The sequence below is a fragment of the Rhizobium deserti genome (assembly GCF_004358025.1).
GTDB lineage: Bacteria > Pseudomonadota > Alphaproteobacteria > Rhizobiales > Rhizobiaceae > Neorhizobium > Neorhizobium deserti.
Map to the genome: position 1 here is coordinate 1 of NZ_SMTL01000009.1, position 20,838 is coordinate 20,838.

At 55.9% G+C, this 20,838-nt stretch carries 15 protein-coding genes and 3 pseudogenes; 11 read left to right on the forward strand and 7 right to left on the reverse strand.

Annotated features, from left to right (window positions below; translation table 11 throughout):
• Nucleotides 1-274 precede the first annotated feature (274 nt).
• A pseudogene (locus tag E2F50_RS21610) lies at nt 275-1,699 on the forward strand (ISNCY family transposase); the annotation flags it as partial.
• 549 nt (nt 1,700-2,248) lie between these two features.
• Here E2F50_RS21610 and E2F50_RS21615 read toward each other — a convergent pair.
• Complete coding sequence (locus tag E2F50_RS21615) at nt 2,249-2,674, reverse strand: BLUF domain-containing protein (RefSeq protein WP_202615498.1); 426 nt, start codon at nt 2,672-2,674, stop codon at nt 2,249-2,251.
• 12 nt (nt 2,675-2,686) lie between these two features.
• Nucleotides 2,687-4,324, reverse strand: a complete 1,638-nt coding sequence (locus E2F50_RS21620; RefSeq protein WP_133318271.1) for a sensor domain-containing protein — start codon at nt 4,322-4,324, stop codon at nt 2,687-2,689.
• Between the two features lie 170 nt (nt 4,325-4,494).
• Here E2F50_RS21620 and E2F50_RS21625 point away from each other — a divergent pair, with 170 nt between their 5' ends.
• Nucleotides 4,495-4,806, forward strand: a complete 312-nt coding sequence (locus tag E2F50_RS21625; RefSeq protein WP_133318272.1) for a hypothetical protein — start codon at nt 4,495-4,497, stop codon at nt 4,804-4,806.
• 456 nt (nt 4,807-5,262) lie between these two features.
• Here E2F50_RS21625 and E2F50_RS21630 read toward each other — a convergent pair whose 3' ends face one another.
• On the reverse strand, nt 5,263-6,186 hold the full coding sequence (locus E2F50_RS21630; RefSeq protein WP_133318386.1) for a sensor domain-containing diguanylate cyclase: 924 nt from the start codon (nt 6,184-6,186) through the stop codon (nt 5,263-5,265).
• Nucleotides 6,187-6,554: 368 nt separating this feature from the next.
• Here E2F50_RS21630 and E2F50_RS23580 point away from each other — a divergent pair, with 368 nt between their 5' ends.
• The 3 genes from E2F50_RS23580 (at nt 6,555) to E2F50_RS23040 (ending at nt 9,907) form a co-directional block, all read left to right on the forward strand.
• A complete protein-coding gene (locus E2F50_RS23580; protein WP_281029224.1) occupies nt 6,555-6,683 on the forward strand; it encodes a hypothetical protein in 129 nt (42 codons plus the stop codon).
• Between the two features lie 216 nt (nt 6,684-6,899).
• The gene (locus tag E2F50_RS21635; RefSeq protein ID WP_133318273.1) at nt 6,900-8,867 is read left to right on the forward strand and encodes a HAMP domain-containing methyl-accepting chemotaxis protein; all 1,968 of its coding nucleotides are present in this window, start codon (nt 6,900-6,902) and stop codon (nt 8,865-8,867) included.
• Between the two features lie 893 nt (nt 8,868-9,760).
• Complete coding sequence (locus E2F50_RS23040; RefSeq protein ID WP_161974302.1) at nt 9,761-9,907, forward strand: hypothetical protein; 147 nt, start codon at nt 9,761-9,763, stop codon at nt 9,905-9,907.
• Nucleotides 9,908-10,011: 104 nt separating this feature from the next.
• On the opposite strand, the gene E2F50_RS21640 is transcribed toward E2F50_RS23040, so the two are convergent.
• Entirely contained in the window at nt 10,012-10,254 is a 243-nt protein-coding gene (locus E2F50_RS21640) for a WGR domain-containing protein (RefSeq protein WP_133318274.1), read from the reverse strand.
• Nucleotides 10,255-11,056: 802 nt separating this feature from the next.
• Between E2F50_RS21640 and E2F50_RS21645 the strand changes: the two genes are divergently transcribed.
• The 4 genes from E2F50_RS21645 to E2F50_RS21660 all read left to right on the forward strand — a co-directional run bounded on the left by E2F50_RS21645 (nt 11,057) and on the right by E2F50_RS21660 (nt 15,943).
• Nucleotides 11,057-11,299 carry a helix-turn-helix domain-containing protein gene (locus E2F50_RS21645; protein WP_133318275.1) on the forward strand — a complete coding sequence of 81 codons (243 nt, stop codon included), beginning with the start codon at nt 11,057-11,059 and terminating at the stop codon, nt 11,297-11,299.
• Between the two features lie 485 nt (nt 11,300-11,784).
• Entirely contained in the window at nt 11,785-12,432 is a 648-nt protein-coding gene (locus E2F50_RS21650) for a tyrosine-type recombinase/integrase (RefSeq protein WP_133318276.1), read from the forward strand.
• A 1,271-nt stretch (nt 12,433-13,703) separates the two neighbouring features.
• Nucleotides 13,704-14,633: a hypothetical protein gene (locus E2F50_RS21655; RefSeq protein WP_133318277.1), complete on the forward strand. Its 930-nt coding sequence runs from the start codon at nt 13,704-13,706 to the stop codon at nt 14,631-14,633.
• A 401-nt stretch (nt 14,634-15,034) separates the two neighbouring features.
• The gene (locus E2F50_RS21660; RefSeq protein ID WP_133318278.1) at nt 15,035-15,943 is read left to right on the forward strand and encodes a hypothetical protein; all 909 of its coding nucleotides are present in this window, start codon (nt 15,035-15,037) and stop codon (nt 15,941-15,943) included.
• Between the two features lie 237 nt (nt 15,944-16,180).
• On the opposite strand, the pseudogene E2F50_RS21665 reads toward E2F50_RS21660, so the two are convergent.
• From E2F50_RS21665 to traI, 3 genes and pseudogenes are all read right to left on the reverse strand, one after another.
• Nucleotides 16,181-16,545, reverse strand: a pseudogene (locus E2F50_RS21665) (TrbC/VirB2 family protein).
• Nucleotides 16,535-17,504 (reverse strand): annotated as a pseudogene (trbB, locus tag E2F50_RS21670) (P-type conjugative transfer ATPase TrbB). Before trbB ends, E2F50_RS21665 begins: the two co-directional pseudogenes overlap by 11 nt.
• Nucleotides 17,501-18,139, reverse strand: a complete 639-nt coding sequence (gene traI, locus E2F50_RS21675) for an acyl-homoserine-lactone synthase (protein ID WP_133318280.1) — start codon at nt 18,137-18,139, stop codon at nt 17,501-17,503. The pseudogene trbB and the gene traI overlap by 4 nt, the downstream one beginning before the upstream one ends.
• Before the next feature lie 376 nt (nt 18,140-18,515).
• On the opposite strand from traI, the gene repA reads away from it, so the two are divergent.
• Together repA and repB are read left to right on the forward strand one after the other, a co-directional pair.
• On the forward strand, nt 18,516-19,706 hold the full coding sequence (gene repA, locus E2F50_RS21680; RefSeq protein ID WP_133318281.1) for a plasmid partitioning protein RepA: 1,191 nt from the start codon (nt 18,516-18,518) through the stop codon (nt 19,704-19,706).
• Nucleotides 19,707-19,790: 84 nt separating this feature from the next.
• The gene (gene repB / locus E2F50_RS21685) at nt 19,791-20,786 is read left to right on the forward strand and encodes a plasmid partitioning protein RepB (protein WP_133318282.1); all 996 of its coding nucleotides are present in this window, start codon (nt 19,791-19,793) and stop codon (nt 20,784-20,786) included.
• Nucleotides 20,787-20,838: the final 52 nt, after the last annotated feature.

Consider the following 20,838-nt stretch of genomic DNA (forward strand, 5'->3'; position numbering starts at 1 on the left):
ACCCGCCCCGATCTGATCTTGCAACCGGGATCAGCCGCTCAGATCGGGGCTGATCCTCGAGCCGTAGAGCGCTGAAAGTGACATTTCTACTTTGCACCACGGCGGACAATTCAACCTTGCAGCCACAGTTATTGTAAGGGCTATTTAGTAATGCGACAGTTGGACCAGTTAGAGATGCGACAGTCTCGCCTCTCGACGCACTGGTCAAAGCCAACGTTGGGAGCAAGGATGACGATCTTCAGCCTGGTCGAGACCATGAGCGGTTGGAGTCGTCATGTCCTTTATGATCACCATGTCGCAGAAAGAATTGCATCGGCTCGAAGCCATCCAGAAGATCCGTGACGGACGCCTGAGCGTTGTCCAGGCTGCCGAACAGCTCGGCCTCAGTCGAAGTCAGGTTCATCGGCTGCTGCAGGCCTATGACCAGAATGGTCCGGCTGGCCTTGTTTTTATGAAACGATCGCAGCCGAGCAACCGGCGCCACAGCGAGGAATTTCGCAATGCTGCGCTGGACCTGGTCCGCGAGCGCTACCTGGATTTCGGTCCAACGCTGGCGCGTGAGAAGCTGATCGAGTTGCACCGGATTTCTGTCGCCAAGGAGACGCTGCGACAATGGATGACGGAGGCTGGCATCTGGGTTTCACGCAGAGAACGCAAGAAACGGATTTTCCAGCCACGCGGCCGACGTGATTGCTTTGGCGAACTGGTGCAGATCGATGGCTCGCATCACTGGTGGTTCGAGAATCGCGGGCCCAAATGTGCCCTGCTCGTCTATATCGACGATGCGACCGGCAAGCTTCTGCATCTGCGCTTTGCCGGATCGGAGAACACATTCGACTATCTGCATGCGACCAAGGCCTACCTGCAGCAATGGGGCAAACCGCTGGCCTTCTATAGCGACAAGCACGGCGTCTTTCGTTCGACCCATGCGTCGGACAAGGACCGGACGAGCGGCCTAACGCAGTTCGGTCGGGCGCTTTATGAGCTCAACATCGACATTATCTGCGCCAACACTCCGCAAGCCAAGGGCCGGGTGGAACGTGCCAACCAAACGCTGCAGGATCGGCTGGTCAAGGAGATGCGCCTCCGCGGCATCGATACGATTGAAGCTGCCAATGCTTATGCGCCTGAGTTCATTGCGGATTTAAACGCGCGTTTCGGCAAACAGCCGCGCAATCCGAAGGATATGCACCGGCCGCTCGCCGCCCATGAGAACCTCGATGGCGCCATGTGCCGTAAGGAAGTCCGCACGTTGTCGCAAGCCCTGACGCTGCGCTATGACAAGGTGCTGTTCATCCTTGATCCGACAGATCTTTCCAGGTCCCTGGCGGGTAAGAAGGTCGTCGTTTGCGACTATCCGGACGGGCGTCTCGAGATCATGCACGAGAGCTTTGCCCTGCCCTACAGAACCTTTGACACGTTACGCTCCGTGCATCGCGCGGATGTCGTCGACAACAAGCGGTTGGACGACATGCTGTCGGTCGTTGCCGAGATGCAGGCCGGGCGCGAGCAGCAGCGCAGCAAGAGCGGCCCTCGGCGCACCGGCCAGAAGGATCATATGTTCGGCATTCGCGACGGCAGCCAAAGCAACGGTTATCAGAAGCGTGGCCGCAAGCCCGGTCGGCGGACGGACTTCATGAACGATCCGGAAGTGATTGCCAAAAGGCAGAAGGCGCTGGCGCGCATGGAGGCCGCGGAACGATCGCCTGCATTCAAAGTCTCAAAGCTAAAGCCGAAGGCGTGCGTCTCACCCGCCCCCGCTCCGCCCTTTCAACCCGAACCAGCCGGTCGGACCGGGGGCTAATCGTCAGAGCCTGTGTCGCATTTCTAACTGGCCAGCGGCGTCGCACCTGCAATTAGCTTTGACAGTTATAGTATTAACGTTACGTCCAGGAAGTCATGCACCCAGTTCCGCCTTCTAGCCTAACTTTGCACTCACCTGCCGGAGCGCCGCGCACGATCTTCAATGATTAGCTCCGGAACGAAACTCCTGGTTTTGCGCAGAAAGGCGGTCACGTTGCGCGACTAAACAGATGTCTCAAAATTCCATGAACTTGTCACCGTGGGCACTGATATGAACGACGCTCTGTCTGACTATCCACCAAAGAGCTAAAAACTGCGCCCGGCCTGGTCCGCTCACGTATGCGACGCCTCCGAAGTAGGTTATCAGCAGTTTGAGACGCGACGCGCAGATGTCGCCAGTTCTATGCCAACGCTCAACGCGAACACCGAGAAGCGGCTGCAAGCCTTAAGCTGCAAGAGATGATTTTGCGACGAGCGAATGAAGTTTTGACAGCAACTCTTCGCCACTTACCGCAGACATGTTGAAGTCGGTGCTCTGCCACCCGTCGAGATCTGCGTCGGCAGGCTCACCCACAAAAGCCATGGCCCAGCTTTCAAACGTTCGAGTTGCTATTGGGACGAACTCCAACAGCGAGACGTCAGCGTGCCGAGCATCCTGCTGAATCCGCTCGAATGTCATCTCGATTGCAGCCTGCGGTCCCTCCAATACCTGTCCGAAGTAGCCAGCGCTGAACATCAAGGCTCCGGTTACGCCCACCAGCGCGTTGTTGCGGCGGCTTGTTTCCAGGATCTGGTCCACCTCTTCGCGGAGCCTGGCAGTCGATCCTGCTATCTCATTGGCACTGAAGTATACCAGGCGGTGCAATGACATGTTGATTTCTCCCTAGTTCATTTGTTCTACGAGAAGCGTTGCTTCGTGCTGTGGCACAGGGCGCCCTGTGAGGTATCCCTGAACCTGCTTGCAGCCGTCATGCGTGATTTGTCGCAGCTGGCTTTCGGTTTCGACGCCTTCTGCAATCGTCATCATTCCCAGGCTCTCGCCCAATGCCGTAACCGCACGCACGATCGCCGCGCTATCAGGGTTGGTTTCCAGGCTCCGGATGAAGGACTGGTCGATCTTAATCTTGTCGAAAGGAAACTTCTGCAGGTAGCTTAAGGACGAATATCCTGTCCCGAAATCGTCCATGGAAACCTTGATCCCCAGCGCCTTGATCTGCTTCAAGATCGCTACCGTCGCGTCGGTGTCGTCCATTAGCGCACCTTCGGTGATCTCGATGTCCAGGCGGTGAGGAGGCAGGCCCGCGCTCGCAAGTGCCGAAACGATTACGTCAATAAGCTTCTGGTTCTTGAACTGCAGTGGAGACAAGTTGACAGAAACTGAGATTGGTTCAGGCCATTGTGCAGCATCTTTGCAAGCCTTCCGCAGAACCCATTCCCCCAAGGAACCTATCATGCCGATGTCTTCCGCCAAGGGAATGAACTGTGCCGGCGATACGGGGCCTCGCGCCGGCGTCGACCAGCGAAGAAGCGCTTCAAAGCCAACGAGCCGCTTGCCGTCGATCTGATACTGCGGTTGGTATGCCAGCGAGAACTGTTCCAGCACGAGCGCTCGCTGCAGGTCTATTTCCATCGACCGTCGCGCTTGCATCTCCTGATCCATTGCTTCTGTGAAGAAACGGAAGGTCGATCGCCCTGCAGATTTAGCTTTGAACAGCGCTAGGTCAGCGCTCCGTATCAGGTCCTCCGGCGTCTTCCCGTCCAATCCAGCCAAAGCGATGCCGACACTGACGCCAACTTGCACTGAGTGACCCTGGATCAGGTATGTTCGCCCGATAAGATCGATCGCTCTCGATGCCAGAGCTTCAGCGGCGGTAGGCTGTTCGCCAGCCGCCTGAAGAATGACGAATTCGTCTCCCCCAAGACGTGCCAGAGAATCCTTTGGCCCGAGTATCTTGGACAGTCGGTCACTGACAAGCTTAAGAAGGGTATCTCCGATGGGATGTCCCAGAGTGTCATTCACCAGCTTGAAACGATCGAGATCCAGATAAAGCACGGCAATTTCATCATTGGCTGGAGAAGCCAGTCTCTCTTCCAGCTGACGAACAAGCTCCAGGCGATTGGGCAAGCCTGTCAAAACGTCACGCTGTCGACTGAGTGTCACCTGCATAACATAGGAAACATCTGTGAAGGACAGGACCTGCAATCCAGGGCCGTTGGTGAGGCTAGAGAGCAAAATGGCTCGGCCGTCGCGCATTTCAAACAGGTGCTGGGGTCGTCCCGCCAACAATGCATCGAAAATGGTGGACGCTATGCCATTGCTGAGGAACCCGAATTTCTCTGCCTCGTGCAACAGATCCTTGAATGACTTTCCTGGTGTGACCAGGCACGGAAAAAGCGCCCGCGCTGAAGGATTACTTGATACCACTGCGCCTTGTGGATCGAGGTGCAGCTCAGGTAGAGACGGAGAAAATGGATCTTCGCGCAGAGAAGCCGGCTCGATGATGTTGTTCCGTTGCAGCATTGCTTAAACTCGATCAAGTCACCGTTGCATTACGCCGCAGGTTTATTAACAAAAGCCAGTTGTGAGACGGTAAAGAATGAGTAAGCGCCGCATCCAACGCGCGGTCGCAATCTCAACTGCGCTTTCGGGCGGCACGGAAATGATCTTGGAAAGATAGTAGCAGGCAGGGCATGAGCAGCATTACCGACTTCATCGTGGAGCTAATCAAGGCAGCCAACGACGACTATAAGACCACAGACCAGGAGAAGAAGCGGCTGCTTGAGCGGTCTGTCTTGTTCATACGGGACATGAGGGACACCGTCGGTTTTCCCGCAGCTCAAACAGATGCTGACCGTGTCTATGACATACAGAAGGAAGTCGCGGCAATGGGAATGGGATCTAGTTCAACAGATGAGATCCGCCAGTGCCTCCTGCTTTCGGCAACGATGATCAGAGACCTGCGCGTCGTGCTCGATACAGGCACCGAAATCCGGATCGGTTAGTCGACAGCGTTGTTTCATCCTCGACTTCACGGTCTGATGCCACGATCATCTCACCACCGCTCCTGATGTGTCCGTGATATTATTCCTCGGTGGTAGATTTCTACATACTGATCGACGTTCATTACGCAGCTTCCGTTTGGTCCGGTCGCCATCCAAGATCACGACACTTCGCCTCGCCTGCGGCGATTGCCTCTCTGCGTGTGGCAAATGGTTCCAAGCAGGTAGTGAAACCTGCCTCGAAAGTCGATGAACGTGCTCTTGCTCACAACGTCGTAAAGGATGGTCATGCCTGACTCGTAGGTCTGCATGCGATATCCGCTCGTTGCCCTGTTGTCCTGAAATAACACAAGGGCACATAGCCAGCCACTCAGCCTAGGCTCGGTTCATGCGAAACTCCGTATAAGCCCAAAAAAGGTTCAAGGGCCGGGGCGGTCGCGCGTGCTGTGCAGATGATGGTCATGCACGGCGTTGAATAAGGCTTCGAGCCATTGGATCAACGGCGACCTGATCTCGTCCCCTCATCTTGGCAGCGTATAGCGCCAGATCAGCCCGCCGGTAAAGCGCACTTGCCTCTTCTCCACGCGTGAAACAGGCAATGCCCGCCGAGAAAGTATAACGAAAGCTTGCCTCATCTGGTAACGGCCTTGAATATCTGACAGACAGAAGCATTCGGCTAAGAACCGTTTCAGCCTCGGCGAGCGACGTGTTGGGCAAAAGGAGCACGAACTCTTCTCCGCCGACACGTCCGAGAACGTCCGTCTTTCGAACTTCATGTTGAATGGTTGCGGCAAAGTCCTTGAGCACCGCGTCGCCGACTGAATGTCCGAAGCGGTCGTTGATATATTTGAAGTTGTCGAGGTCGAGCACGGCGATACACCCAATCAGATCCTCGCCTTCGTGATCGTTCTGGACCAGCTCCTCAAGCTTTGACATGACGAAGCGACGACTAGGCATGCCAGTCAGCTCGTCGGTTTGTGCTGCTTTGACTGCATTATCACGGTCTTGCCGCAACGAGCGTTCGTCGGGTCGGATTGATGTGATGTCGGTTGCAATGCAGAGCATCCAACCATCCGCTTGCGTGGTTTCTGTCATCCAGACCCAGCGCCCGTCGTGGAGGTCGGTTTCGAATGCTTTGCTCGAGCTTTTCCCTCGCCGGGACTGCGTCGAAAGCAGCCAAGCCTCAAAGTCCGGCGTACTGATGACGGTGCCCCGCTTGGCATGAAAATTCCGGCGCATCAAATCGGTCCATAGGGGTTCTTCGCCGGCCTCTATCCACCAGGCGTCGCGGAAGGCTCGGTTGGCATACCGTAGCCGGTCGTTTTGGTCGTAAACGGCCACCATTGCGTTGGCGCTTTCCATTAGCTGCGCCGCCTGAACCATTGTTTCTACGTCACCCAAGGCTATGCTGTCCCAAGTTAGATGCAGTTACTCTCAATTACCTCCTCACGATGAAGAACATCTTACAGTCACCTTGCTGACGTGAGGCGTCCGCCAGCACTTTGCAGCAAGCTCCGCTCCAGTAGAGGAAGCTAAGCAAGAGATCTCGAACAGGAGGCGATCATGTTCTATGAGTGGGACATCCATCAGTTTGTTGAGCAATAGGCGAGGAAGCGAAGCACGACCGCAGCGCTGATCGTCATGCTGCTGCTATGCTACTTTAGATGGTTTTGAGCGGGCTGTTGCGGTCGTGCACTCGACTCGCTGGATGGTCTCCCACAGTCTCAGTTCCGGAGTACAGGAGGAGCGTTATGACTTACGAATGGGATGCCGTGAAAGCAAGGCGAGCGTATTTGATCAAGTTTGCAGTTGCTTGTGTTGCAGCACTGGTCATGGCCAGCGTTCCCGTATGGTTCGCCTTCAAGGCAGGTGCGATCTGATCAGCATCCGCAGGTTGGCTTCCGGTCTTGATAAACGAACACGCGGATAGCAAGAATTACCGGGTTCGAAGGGGCTCAGGGAACGCCACGGTCAATCCCTTTACGTCGTGTCAATGAGATACCCCTAAAAACTGAGGGGTCTGGGATGAAGAGCCAGGCTCCACAGCTTCCTCGTGAGTAGATGTATGCTCCGATGCGCACCGTCACGAGCACAAAATGACACGCCCCAAGATTAAGACCGCGCTGCCTGCGCTGTTTACTGCTATCGCCATAGTTCTTACTATATTCTCAGCGTTTGCGTTAAACCGCATGGCAGTGATTGATCAAAGCACTGCTGACATTGCAGGCGATTTGATGCCGAGCCTCGGGCTTGCCAAAGAGGCTGATAACGCCTTCACTGATTACAGACTTGGCTGGCGTAACCACGTCATAGCGCGCTCCCCAGAACGTATTTCAAAGGTAGAAAGCGCACTTGCGGAATCCAGAAGCCGCTTCACGAAGGCCCTCGACAGTTATGATGCCATGGGCCCGACGGCCATGGAACGGGCAATTACTGCTGGCTTGCGTTCAACATTGGCGGGGTATGATCTTGTTGCTGAGAAGCTCAGGAAAGCAAGCGATGCCAACGACGACGACGAATGCGAGCGTCTGCTTTTTGAGGAAATGACGCCAATTTCAGCCAAGGTTGATCAAGACCTTTCTAAATTGATCGAGTTCAACGAGAAGGGTGCGGCTGAAGCTTATACGTCCAGCCAAGAGGTCTACAGCCTCTCCATAAAAATCGCCGTTGCTCTCCTATCCGTTGCAGCCCTTATCGTGGCAGGTGCGATCTGGTATGCATTTGTTGGCATTGCCAAGCCTATCGAGAATATCACCCAGTCGATGAAGAACCTGGCCGGCGGCGACGCCGAAAGCGCCATCCCTTATCCCGGCCGCCAGGACGAAATCGGCGAAATGGCTGCCGCTGTGGGGGTCTTCCGCAGCAATGCGCTCGACAATCGCCGTCTTGAGCAGGAGACTTCCGCCCAGCGTCATCAGTCGGAAGAACAGCAGCGTCGTGCGGCCGAGCAGGATCGTGTTCGCGCCGAAGCCATGGCTCAGGCGACAAGCGGTCTCGCCGACGGCCTGAAGCAGCTGTCCGCTGGCAACCTCAGCTTCCAGCTCAGCCAGCCCTTCGCTGCCGATTTCGAAAGCCTGCGCGCCGACTTCAACATGGCCGTGGAACAGCTGCGCGGCACGCTGGGTGCCGTTTCCCAGGCAACCAGCTCGATCGACAGCGGTTCGCGCGAAGTCAGCCAGAGCGCCGACGATCTCGCCAAGCGCACCGAACAGCAGGCCGCCTCACTGGAAGAAACGGCCGCCGCTCTCGACCAGATCACCGCCAATGTGTCGAACTCCTCCAAGCGCGCCGAAGAAGCCCGCACGGTGGCCATCCAGGCCAATGAAAGCGCCCGCCATTCCGGCGCCGTGGTGGCCAATGCCGTCGATGCCATGGGCAAGATCGAGCAGTCCTCCAGCCAGATTTCCTCGATCATCTCGGTGATCGACGAGATTGCCTTCCAGACCAATCTCCTGGCGCTGAATGCCGGCGTCGAAGCGGCGCGTGCAGGCGAAGCCGGCAAGGGCTTTGCGGTGGTTGCCCAGGAAGTGCGCGAACTGGCCCAGCGGTCCGCCAAGGCGGCCAAGGAGATCAAGGACCTGATCCGCAATTCCTCCGTCGACGTGGAAAGCGGCGTCAAGCTGGTCAGCGAGACCGGCGACGCCCTGAAAACGATCGAAGGCTATATCGTCACCATCAACCAGCATATGGACTCGATCGCCACCTCGGCGCGCGAGCAGTCGGTCGGCCTGTCGGAAGTCAACACAGCCGTCAACCAGATGGACCAGGTGACGCAGCAGAACGCCGCCATGGTCGAGGAAGCCAATGCCGCCGGCGCAACGCTGGCCAATGAAGCCGCCCGCCTGCGAGAACTGATCGGCCGGTTCGATCTCGGCGCCGGCGCAAGCCTGTCGCAGTCCAACCAGCTGCGCCGCACGGCGCAGGTCATGGCTGCCTCGCCGCAGTCCAGGCCTGCCGCTTCGCCGGCCCGCAGCATGGTCGGCAAGATCGCCCAGGCCTTTACCGGCCGCAGCAGCGCCGCTGCCGCGCCATCGGCTGCCGCCGACAGCTGGGAAGAATTCTGATCCCGCACAGGCGGCAAACAAAAGAAGAAGGCGGGGCCGAAAGGCCCGCCTTTTCTTTTGGTTCGCTATCAACGATGGACTGCCAGTGTTACGGGGCGCGTTCTCGGCTACTTTGATCGCGCTTGCGGAATGTAGGTTTGGAGCATGTCCATCACGCCCTTATATACGGAAGGCTTTTGCCGGGGGAAGTCGGTCCCGGCTTCCGCTTTGCGTCTGGGGCGTGCCGGCGCTATACTGAAAGCTCCGATGCTCTTCATTTCTTTCTCGGATCGTGGCCTGACGCCGGATGATCCGAGCGGAAGGTGAGGCAAAGTAGACCTCGGAACTCCTTTAAACCCGACCATTTGGTCCGACAAGGGCTTGCTCAACGCAAGGGTTGAGGCTCTTGGGTCGAGGCGCTTGCAAATACTCGTGGCTCTCTCAGGCTTCCTGAGCGGGCACGTCTTTTTGTGAAGCTGCAGTGTTGGCATTTCAGGATGAAGCCACGTACACGATTTATTCTGGATCGCGGTCGTGCAACTGGCCTGGTTGGACAGAGCGGAGCCTGACGGGAGACATTCTCAACCGAACTCCCTGTCCTTGACCTCAGGTGGATGGCGCGGGAAAAGCCTATGCACAATCGTGCATGGTCGGATGATGCCATTAGCCTGATCCCTCAGCTGCCAGCTGGCACGTCTCCTGCGATCTCCATCAGGCATGTCTGATCGAAGATCACCAAGCTGAAGCTTGGCTCGACCGGCATCCGCAACGGCCGGATCGTTTTCTTCCCCTGTGCGCCTGAGCGCTCATTCCTCGCGGGACAAAGCCTCTCCTGTGGCCGCCTTCCACTGCGTTTCAGCCTTTCAGGTGCAGTCCGATCGTCGTCGATGTGTTCGACAGCCATCGAGACCGCGATGGACGCGGGTCGAGCAATCGCGAAGGAACAGAACAATGGCAATCATCGGCTGAAGGCGAAGAAGGCTTCACTGAAAGCTCGCAAGCGCGACGCGTCACTGACGCTCTTGGCGGTGGCCCTTGTCTGGTACTTTGGTTATCTCTGATCAAGTGTGCGCGGTAGTGCGTACGACCGCCGTTTCCTGGTGAAATCTCATCGACCGTTGGTCGGCATACATCTGCTTAGACTAAGGGCGCCATGTCGCGTGAGTCATCCAGGCCGGTACCCCCTCCCCTTCTTCTGCTTCATCATTCCAAGAAAGTGCTGAAGCGCGGCTTTCTCATCGGCGAACAAATCGATGCGCACACGGCCATGGGTGCCGATGCGTCCCCAGTTCCTCGCGACCGCGAAGTCGCCGAACAAGGACGGCTCGAGTGACAGGTGGTAGAAGCGTGCCATGCGACGGCTTCGATCAACCCGGACAAGATGGACCTGAAATTGCTGTGTGCTCATGCTTGACAGATTCAAAGGTCTTGATGCGCACGTCCAACAAGAGTTTTGAATCGAAAGCCGCTGATTGATTCACGCCGTGAATCGGTTTGGCAGCAGCACGACGCTTACCTTGCTATGTTCCTCCCCGCAACCAATATCACGAGCGGGTAACGCGCCGCGAAAGCTTTTATAGACGGGGGTGTTCACTGCCAGAATACGGCTAGTGGGGACCCTGAAGATTCATCCGGGTTTTTCAAAATTCTGGAGCAATTTTTGCTACCGGCTGGCGTGACCGTTCCTTATACAACATTGGAACCGTCAGGCAGTTTTCACTGCCCAGCGATAACCATAGTGGGAGGCCGCTGCATTTGCTGAGCCGCTGCTGGCATGGCTTGTGTTCGACGGTATTGCGGTCCCCCTGCCCTCACCGGCCTTCCCCTGCCCTGCCTCCAGCCGTTCAGCACCATGCAACGCTTGATGAACTCCTGGCGCCTGATTTCATTGCCGATGGCGTTGCCGAGTTGAGCACCCAGTACATAGCCAGGCGTCCCCATGGCGAACATGCCCTGCTCTGTTGAGGATGCCATCAGCTCACAGCGCGCCAGAGCGTATTTTAGCTCAGGACCAGGACCAATACGGCTATAGGAACAGATGTCTGGCAGCCGCTAAGACATGCAGCAAGTAGCAGCATCAGCGTCTTTGAGTTTCTTCCACCGTTTCTCATCGCGCGTCCCCATCACCTGTTGGGGACGATGCCGCAGAATATCGAATTTTTGGATAATCCGAAAACTGCATTAGCGCCGATCAGACTGATTGGTGAGTGATGACCAAGACGCTCTACACAAACAGGCACAAGAAGCTGGTGGAGCTCCTGATCGAGCATCGCAAATCTATGGGCAAGACCCAAGCCGACGTTACCAAAGCGCTGAACCGCCACCAGTCGTACATTGCCAATATTGAGAACGTGGACCGGAGGGTGGACGTGATCGAACTCTTGGACCTGGCAGAGGCTATTGGTTTTGACCCGCATCAGGTCCTGGACGCGGTACCGGTCGTCAAAAATTAGGACAGGAGGATGGTTCCTCCATTGCCCAGCCCGGCAGCAGCGGCTGATCTTGCAGCGCGCAAGCAGCTTGTGGCCCAACGTCTTGTGGATCAAGAAGTCTAGCGAAATCACGTGGTGGGACCCTGGAATTCAGCTCGGACTTCGAAAAATCCTTGGCAATTTTTATAGTCGGAGCTGAGACATCTAGAGCTAGCTTCGCGCCTGCATTGGGCGGACGAGCTGGGCGGGACGCGGGGCAGGTAGCGCCACCACCTTGAACAATTTCAAAGCGTGTAGTATTGTTGAGAAAATCTTGACACCTTAACCATACCGATTTAGGTTAATTCTCCATATTATATATTATAGAGCAATAGCGCGCAAATGCAATTGCTCATTCGGTAAAGCATCCATGCATAACAAGGCATTGATGATCATTAATTTTTCCGAGACGTTGATGGAAACCGTGTGACTTCACGGTTTTAAGTTTTAACCTCTGGGAGAATACCATGAGATTTCCGCCGAGACGTTTTCAAAAAACGAAGCCCCGCGTCACACGTCGCCGCTCTACGCACTCTGGGCCACTTGGCAAAGCTAAGGTACTGACGGCACAACAGTTCGATCAGGCCGCCGAAATGGCTCTTTCCAAAAGCCTTTATGGGCCACGCGATCAATTGTTCATCATGCTGTCTCGCTATGGCGGATTGCGTGCCCGGGAAATCGCAACATTACACGTGGAAGATGTTACAGACGCTACTGGAGCATTGGCTGACAAGATTGCCATCTCGAAGCGAGGTGCCAAATATGGTAAGGCTCGGACGGTGCGTATGCACCCCAACCTAAAAGCCGCCCTTGAGAAATATCTCTTGAACTCGAAGATCACTTCGGGCCCGATCTTTTGGAGCTACCGCGGTGGGCCGGCGACATCCAACATGGTCCAGAAGCAGATCAAGAGCGTCTACACCCTGTGCGGCTTTGAGGGCGCTCGTTCGCATTCCGGTCGTCGTTACGTGATCACGACGATGGCGCAGGCAGCAAACATGGTTGGCGCTTCCTTGGAAGATGTTCGCATCTTCGCAGGGCACTCGGACATCACGACGACTGCGGCTTATGTCGAAGAATCCATGTACGCCGACAAACTTGTTAACTTGCTCTAAACGAGTGGACACTTGAGGTCAGCAATGCCTCGCCTTAAGCTCAATCAGGAGCGCACCATGAGGCCGTCGCCTGCAGCTTTTGAAAGCTTAGGAACATATTCCATTGCTGAACAGGTTCTCGGCAGCTTTTGCTATTGCCACGCAAGCCATTGCCGCAGTTATTTATTTCTGGTCGCTGCGGCAAAGCTCAAATAACCGCATCCGTTGTCCGTCAAGCTGAGCATCTCCCATGCTCTTGGTAGCCGAACCTTTTCCGTCGTACGACACTGAAGCGAGTGCCGGCATTGAAGGGCGGAAATGCTCCATTGTGCGAGCAGGCTTTCCTCCCAAGTGGAACTACTCTCAGTGAAAGAGCTTGGTTCGATGGTCGCCCAGGCGACTCGTCGACGCCACTTTCACTCACACGCATTGCTCATCCCTGATCAACCGATGCTGGCTCCCGTCGCTGTTCGACGAGGGCGCGGCGGCATGTTGCAGCGGCCCCTATCTGCTCGGTCGCGCCGCCACGGCGTCGGATGTACATATTCGTTGGCAACGCTCTTCGCAATTCATGCTGCTTCGGACCTTCATCAGTCCGCCGCGCATCGCTATCCCTCAGGCCCTTACATCCTCCTCAAACGAATGATTGGCTGGCAGCAGCTCTGCGCATTCAAACCGCCTCGGCAACGATGCCTGTTCCCACAGTTGCGTAGAACATGCTTAGGTAGGTTTTCACCTAAGCATGTATAGACTGCATTCACTGAAGGTCGTACGAGCCTTGCGCTTGCGTATCCAGTATATAATCGACTGAAGGAACGGTGTTCCGATAACGTCTAAATATAAGTATCTATTTTCTATTTAAAGGCTGTCAAGAAAAACTTGACAGATGCGAAAACGATTATTGTGAATAGATTTTCTATTGACATCGGTGGGGCTGTCACTATTTTTCATTACGAAGTTGACGTGTCGGACGCCCAAGTCGTGGTTCTCGCATATGGCTTATGCGCTCTCCCCGCTTCAGGACGTCTGCATTAGACAGCGTGGAAATAAGATGTCTTTTCACCCGATTTAAATGATGCTGTTCGCGCACCATCATTCAGGAGGCTTAAATGATCCTAGCGAGCAGCGGAGACCGTAATGCCTCCTCGTAATGGGCGGATCGACAGCTTGTAAGTCGAGAAACCCGGTTCTGCAGGCCGCTCCTGACCTGCTGCCGCTCCGTTTAAGAATAGCGAGCGGTACTATCCATCGTCGTGAATGAAGCAACTTGCATCAAGCAGGAAGGAATTTCTATGACTAAGAGACCCCTCAACGACGTCGCAACCTTCGACCGGTATCACTTTACTGCCGAAGAGCATGTAAATGAGCTGAAGGCGGGCATGTACCCAACCATCGAAGTCCTTTACGAGCGGAATGGAATTACATCCAAACCGGCGGCACATTTGCTCCAACTCCTAAAACCATCATCTACCCGCTCAGGCATCTTTCGTCAGGATACCATTGCCACCTACTCGCTTTCTGGCTCAGATATCGATGCCCTTGGCCCGGTCCTTGAGCAAGTACAAGGCTCGCTCCCGGTGCGAGCAGCTTGCACTAATGAGCCATTTCCAGAAGATGTCGTACCAGTCACAGCGCATGAGTTGACGGAAGCCCTTAACGCCACTCGTCACCAGTTTCCGGAAATGCCGCCCCCAAGGCTTGGCACGAGGGAACTGCTGGTGGGAACACTCGACAGAGTATCCTGCTTGTCCCCTGGGACAGCCGAAGTATTCGACAACGGCGGGCGGCAGACGGACTTTGAGTTCCTAAAGAATGACCGTTTCGGAACTGACCCCGAGCAAAACATCTTCCTCAAGCTCTCGGTGAACGGGTGCGTTACAGGCATCGCGATGCCCTTCATGCTCTGGATCGAGAATGGCAACTATGCTGCACCCTCTTTCATAGTCGAGGGAAGCGTCGGGCCGGCATGGGTCGTTTTCCTTGTATATGGCAGAGATCAGGAACTTGACCGCATGAGGGAAGAGTTGGTTCAACATTTAGACCTTCCAGGAGCAGATCTTGCTGGCCTGATTTGCCCCCTCCCCTGCGGGCAATACCGTCTCTCAAAAGAAAGCGCACAAGTTATTGAGTTCGATTCTCCCTTCGGCTTTTACGCAGCCGACGAACTGCTTGATGTTTTTCTGCCTCCTGCCTCGACCATGAAAGCGCGGAACCGTCTGTAGCGACCGGCCGATGACGGACTAGATGGGTACGGGGTACATTTACAAGCACTTCGTTGTGGCAGCTGATCCTCAAAACCTGCGCTTGTTCGAGGACTTGCTCAAACTCACAGTCGCGAATTCGAATACTTGCAGGAATAACTGCAGGATCGAGCAAATAGGCTTCGCTTTCCAATCCCTGAAAACATGAGCAGCGAGACAGATTGTCTGGCCGAGGAGCACATGTGTGCCTGTCGTTTCGAACCACAAACTTTGGCCCTGCCGGGCCATTGCAGCCGCTTGCAAAGGCCTACGCTCTTGCAGGCATTCTGACGGATAGCTGACCGCCCTGAGGCGGCCATCAGCTTCACAACACACCAAACCATTGGAATGCGCGCGACTAGGCTCCGCGCAAAGGAGATCACATGACTGAATTTCGCCTGAACGAAAGCCGTTTCTACATTGATCCGCGCCACCCCTACCCCGCCTACACCATCGACGAGATCCTGGTGAGGATCATCTCTGAGGGGCTAAACACGCTGGAGATCACGCCGAGAGATATTGACGAGTGGGATCACCCTTCTGCCTTCTTCGTCAGCATCCTTCCCCCGTCGTGGTACCGTCCGGCCCGGCACTACGGTATCTCGACTTGCTGCTATCTTTTGCAAGAAGGTACGCAACCAATTGAGCTCGCTCAGCTGTTTTCACGCATGCAGCCAAAGCTCAACTGCCGAGTGAGCCGTATTATGTTTCCCGCAGATAAGGCTGTCTCTGTTGCTGAGCTTGACCAGACACTCAAACTCACTGAAGCGGGATTCCCCCAGTTCCTGGCGCCGGAAAAGATGTCAGGCGAAATGCAGATTCACGACTTGCATCGCACCGTCACACGCGATGACCCTGATGCAATCGAGTACTACACGGAAGCAGGGCAGCACATCCGCCATGTGATCCACGAAATATACCATGATGCCATGTTTCAGGACGTCAACGTGTACGGCGACATGGCGGCCTCTGGCTTTCCAATCGGATTTGCAGTTCAGCGGCCTCGTGGCACAGAGGGGTTCGCCTTGTTCCCCTCATTCTCACTGGAAAGCGTCGCAGAAGATGCCTGGGATGTATATCTTGTTGAAGACGATCATGATCAAGTCGCAGCTATCCAGGAGCGTCTCGAAGACTACTTCAAGGAGCAGAAGAGCGTCCGCGTGAAAACAAAGTTCCCGCTGCCGGTCTCGAAGTACCGTCTGTCAAGACAAAGTGCTGAGAAGCTCGAGTTTGAGGAGCCATACGCTGTCTACGATGCAGCCGATTTCGCTCGAGTATTCAGCAAAGCGTGATCCAGCCGGACAGAAAAATCGCTCGGAGACGCCCGCAGCCGTAAATTGCTGCGGGCGTTTCGCATGAGTGACGCTGCAGGCGGAGACAGATCCCCCAGGCAGCCGTCCAATTGGAAACGTTAACGGTTCAGCTGCTATTGCCCCTGCTGCGGGAGAGATTCTCAGCCATCTAACCGTGCTACTACTCCTAATCCCCAACCGATCGGTTCGTTAAGGCTACTACCGTGTAGCCTGGTGTTATCGTCTACCCGAAGCAACACCTGCCTCGGCATGAAGCTCGCCAATCGATGCGCCGGTTGAGCCGAAAAGGGCGACGATCTGGGTGGCGCCGAGCAGGACGCCGCCGACCAGTGCAACGTAGCAAAGGCGACGGGCAAAATCGTTGAGTTCCCCACCGAAGATCAGCATGGCGCCGGCGATCGCGACCGCGGCAAGCGCTATGAAGCCCGCGACAGGACCTGTAATCGATTGCTGGATCTGCTGCAGTGGCGATTCCCATGGAAGGCCGCCGCCACCTGAACCCGCGAATGCAGGCTCCATAAGGCTGAAGGAGATGGCAGCAGGCATGATCGCTGCGAAAGGGAATAGGTCTTACGCGACATGGCTGTCCTCGTCGATCTGGGCGTAATGTTCGGTCTGGTAGTGCTGTTGCGGTATCCCTCGATATGGATCACCTCACGGACCCGCCTCCCCTTCCCCGTCCGCTCGATAGAGACGACGAGATCGACTGCCTCACCGATTACTTCCTGCATCGGCTGTTGGCTGGCCTCGGCGGTCAGTTGCTCAAGCCGGCGCAGTGCCGACATCGCCGTGTTGGAGTGGATCGTGGTGACCCCGCCGGGATGACCGGTGTTCCAGGCTTTCAGGAGTGTGAGCGCTGCGCCGTCGCGGACCTCGCCGACGATGATGCGGTCGGGCCGCAGTCGCATGGTACTTTTCAGTAACCGCGCCATGTCGATCGTATCGCTGGTATGCAGGCAGACTGCGTGTTCGGCAGCGCACCGGATTTCGGCGGCGTCCTCGAGGATCACCATGCTATCATCCGGTGCGCTCAAAACGATCTCTGCGATGATTGCGTTAGCGAGCGTGGTTTTTCCGGAGCCAGTACCCCCGGAAATGACGATGTTAAGCGGGCGTCAATCGCGCTACGGATGGCAGACGCTTGCGCCTCCGTCATCACCTTAGAGGACACGTAGTCACCGAGCGGAATAAGACGCGAGGCGCGGCGTCGGATCGTGAAGGCAGGGCCGGATACGACTGGCGGAAGCAGACCCTCGAAGCGATGGCCACCGATCGGCAGTTCGCCGGAGATAATCGGGCGCTCGTCATCTGCCTCCGACTGCAGTGCGTGGGCGACACTGCCGATCACGACTTCCGCAGCCGCTGGCGTCATAACCCCGGCTTCGGCTACACCGTGACCGAGGCGTTCAATGAACAGCCGGCCGTCAGGGTTGAGCATGATCTCGACGACTGTCGGATCGTCGAGCGCTACGCAGAGCTGGTCGCCAAGTGCGTCCTGGAGTTTGCGGACAAGTCTTGTGTGGGAGCGAAGCTGGGTCACGCTGCGCTCCTCTCCGAATGGTCATCAGTACGAGAGAGAGCGGACCGATAGTTCGACGGGGGAACCTGTTCGAAGCTCTCCTGATCCGCTGGAAGTGTGCCGGCAATGGCGACAGTGTTGCCAATTGCCACCGGCTCACCCAACCGCGCCATTGGCCAGCCTGCCCGGTTCAGGATGCGCTTGAAGCGAAGATCAGTGGCGGTAACGATGCTGTCGTAGCCATTCGCCATCGACCATTCGATGATCGCAGCGAACATGGTGAGTGTTGCCAGGTGGAGCTGACCCCCTCCCCTACCCGCCGACAAAGTCGTATCGGCGCAGAAGCGCGAACTCTCGATCATGGCACTGGTCGCATCGAGCGAACCGTCCCTCAGGAGCTGCGGAAATGTCCGTTCCAGCATGGTTGGTCCCACTGCGGGAAGAAGGCGCCCGCAACCGACGACTTTACTGCCGCCGAGGGTGGCGAGGATATAGGTCGGGTTGAGGTCGTCGCACTGATCCCGCTCGCCACCATCAGTGACGGTGACGTCCCATTCGAGCCGCGGGCCAAATATGTCCGCGCGCAGCCGGTACATCTGTTTCAGAAGATTTTGATGCTCGACATATCGATCGGGCGAGATTGGAAGAAGCCGAATCTTTATCTCCGCGTGAGCTTTGTCAGCGGGATGAAGATCATCTCAATTCACGGTTGGCCATCTGAGATCTGCAGGCGGTGATTCTGGTGAGTCGGGGTAACCGAGTTGTGAATGAAGCCTTGGTCGGGGTGTGCGAAATGCACTGGGTTTCTGCAGATCTGCAGTTTCCACCGACTATACGCCACCAATGGAATCTAACTAACTAGCGGAAAGATAATGCAGATTCAGCGAGCGGACTGGATTTTTTCAAAATCCGTTAACTTGTTGTTAACCTTAAATGTCTTGCGGCGTGACGGGAATCGGAAGATAGTTTCGCAAATGATGGCCTTCAAGCCGCTTTTTCGAAAGTGACGACGTCCGGGAAATAGATCGCAAAATGAGCAATTCGCTGCCCAACCGATTTGATATCGAGATCGCCCAGCAGGGGTCGAAGATCTCAAGCGCGTTGCATATGTTGCGCAGCCAGCAATACCCGCCTGATGCGCGCAAGGGCCTGCGCAAGTTTCAACTTGCAGAAGTTGCGGACTTTATCGGCGTGACGCAGACTCACCTCAGACAACTTCATTCTGATGGAAAAGGGCCAGAAATCGAATTGGTCAGTGGACGCCGTTACTACACGGCGGACCAGATGCTTGAACTTCGTGATTATCTAGAGGCGAACAAGAAATCCGACAAGCGGTACTATGTCCCCAGGAGGCGCGAAGGCGAACCGATGCAGGTCGTCTCGGTCGTAAACTTCAAGGGTGGAAGCGGGAAGACTACCACCGCCGCACACCTTGCGCAGTATCTCGCTCTTACCGGCCATCGGGTTCTGGCGGTCGACCTTGACCCGCAGGCGTCCCTGACTTCCCTTTTTGGGATCCAGCCGGAGCTTGATGAGACAGCCTCTCTCTATGAGGCTCTTCGATTTGACGACGAGCGCAAGCCCATCGGCGACGTGATCCAGCCGACAAACATTCCGGGACTCGACGTCGTGCCAGCGAACCTGGTTCTGCAGGAATACGAATACGATGTGCCGCTCGCAATCTCTTCCAAGAAGGGTGAGGACGGCCGACTGTTCTACATGCGGATCGCCAGCGCTTTGAAGCAGGTTGATGATAAGTATGACATGGTCGTCATCGATTGCCCTCCTCAACTCGGTTACTTGACGATCACCGCACTCATGGCATCGACCGGGATCCTCATTACTATTCACCCTCAGATGCTGGACATCATGTCGATGAGCCAGTTTTTGATGATGCTCGGCGGGATCATGGGACCTGTCGCCGAGGCAGGCGCCGAAATGCGTGTTCAATGGTTCCGCTACCTCATCACACGATTTGAACCCACAGACATCCCGCAGGCTCAGATGGTCGGCTTCATGCAGTCAATGTTTGCACAGCAAATGCTCAGAAACCACGTGCTGAAATCGACCGCGATTTCCGATGCATCGATCAAGAAGCAGACTTTGTATGAGGTCGAGCGGGGAGAATTTGTCCGGGCAACCTATGACCGGGCCATGGAAAGCCTAAATTCGGCCAATGCGGAGATAGTTGAGCTCATCCACGGGGCCTGGGGGCGAAAATGAGACACTTGTCAGCCGTTTTTTTCAACGTTTTACTGAGTGTGTCCAACAGATTGTCGACGTTGACAGCAGGTTCGGAGGGTACTGATGTCCCGTGAAAATCCCTTTGCGAAGCTGGATATGGCATCCATCACGGCTAATCAGACGCCGACGAAGCCGGGTTACGGCATGACAGGAGCCGCCAAGACGGTTGTCCGTTCTATCGAGGATATGGCCGAGAACACCAAGAAGCTTATGGAAGGCGAGGTGATCGTGGATCTCGATCCGGGGTTGATCGACGTCTCTTTCGTCGCCGACCGTCTGTCTGACAATGGGGAAGAGTATCAGGAACTGCTTCAGGCGATCAGGGAATCTGGACAAACGACCCCAATCTTCGTTCGCCCCAGTTCAACAGATGCCAAACGATACATGGTTGTGTTCGGGCATCGTCGCCTGCGGGTTGCACGCGAGCTGGGCGTCCCCATCAAGGCAATCGTGAAGAAGCTCGACGACATCACCTCGGCGATCGTGCAGGGTCAGGAGAATGCGGCCCGCTCGAACCTGTCGTTCATTGAACGCGCCTATTTTGCTCAGAACCTGATCGCGTTTGGAATGACCAAGGAGACCGTTCGTTCCTCGCTTGCCATCGACGAGGCTATGCTCTCGAAGATGCTCGCAGTCGCCGAGGTAGTGCCGGCATCAGTTATCACGGCAGTGGGCGCGTCCAAGAAAATCGGGCGCGACCGGTGGCTAAGCCTTCGCCAGCTTGTGCTTGCCCCTGCCCTGTCAAGGGCGGCCGTGGAGTATTCGGAATCCGAAGAATTCCGTAAGCTTTCTGAAAGTGAGCGTTTCGACGCGCTCCACGACTACCTGAAGCGATACAAGACGAAGTCGGCCGCGAAAAAGCCGAGGGCTAAAGTCCCGGTCCGGGACTGGACGTCGACCGATCGCGCATTGAACGTCGCGATGAATTCGAAGGCAAAGAAGGTCGCCATCGAGCTTACTAATGTTGAAGCCAGACCTTTCGGCGAATGGCTGTCTTCACACATGGGTCGTTTGTACGAGGAGTACAAAGGATCGAAAGCCGAAACCAACGGAGACTGAACCGCGAAAGAAAAAGGCCCCCGAACGGCGAACCGTGGAAGCCTCTCTCGTC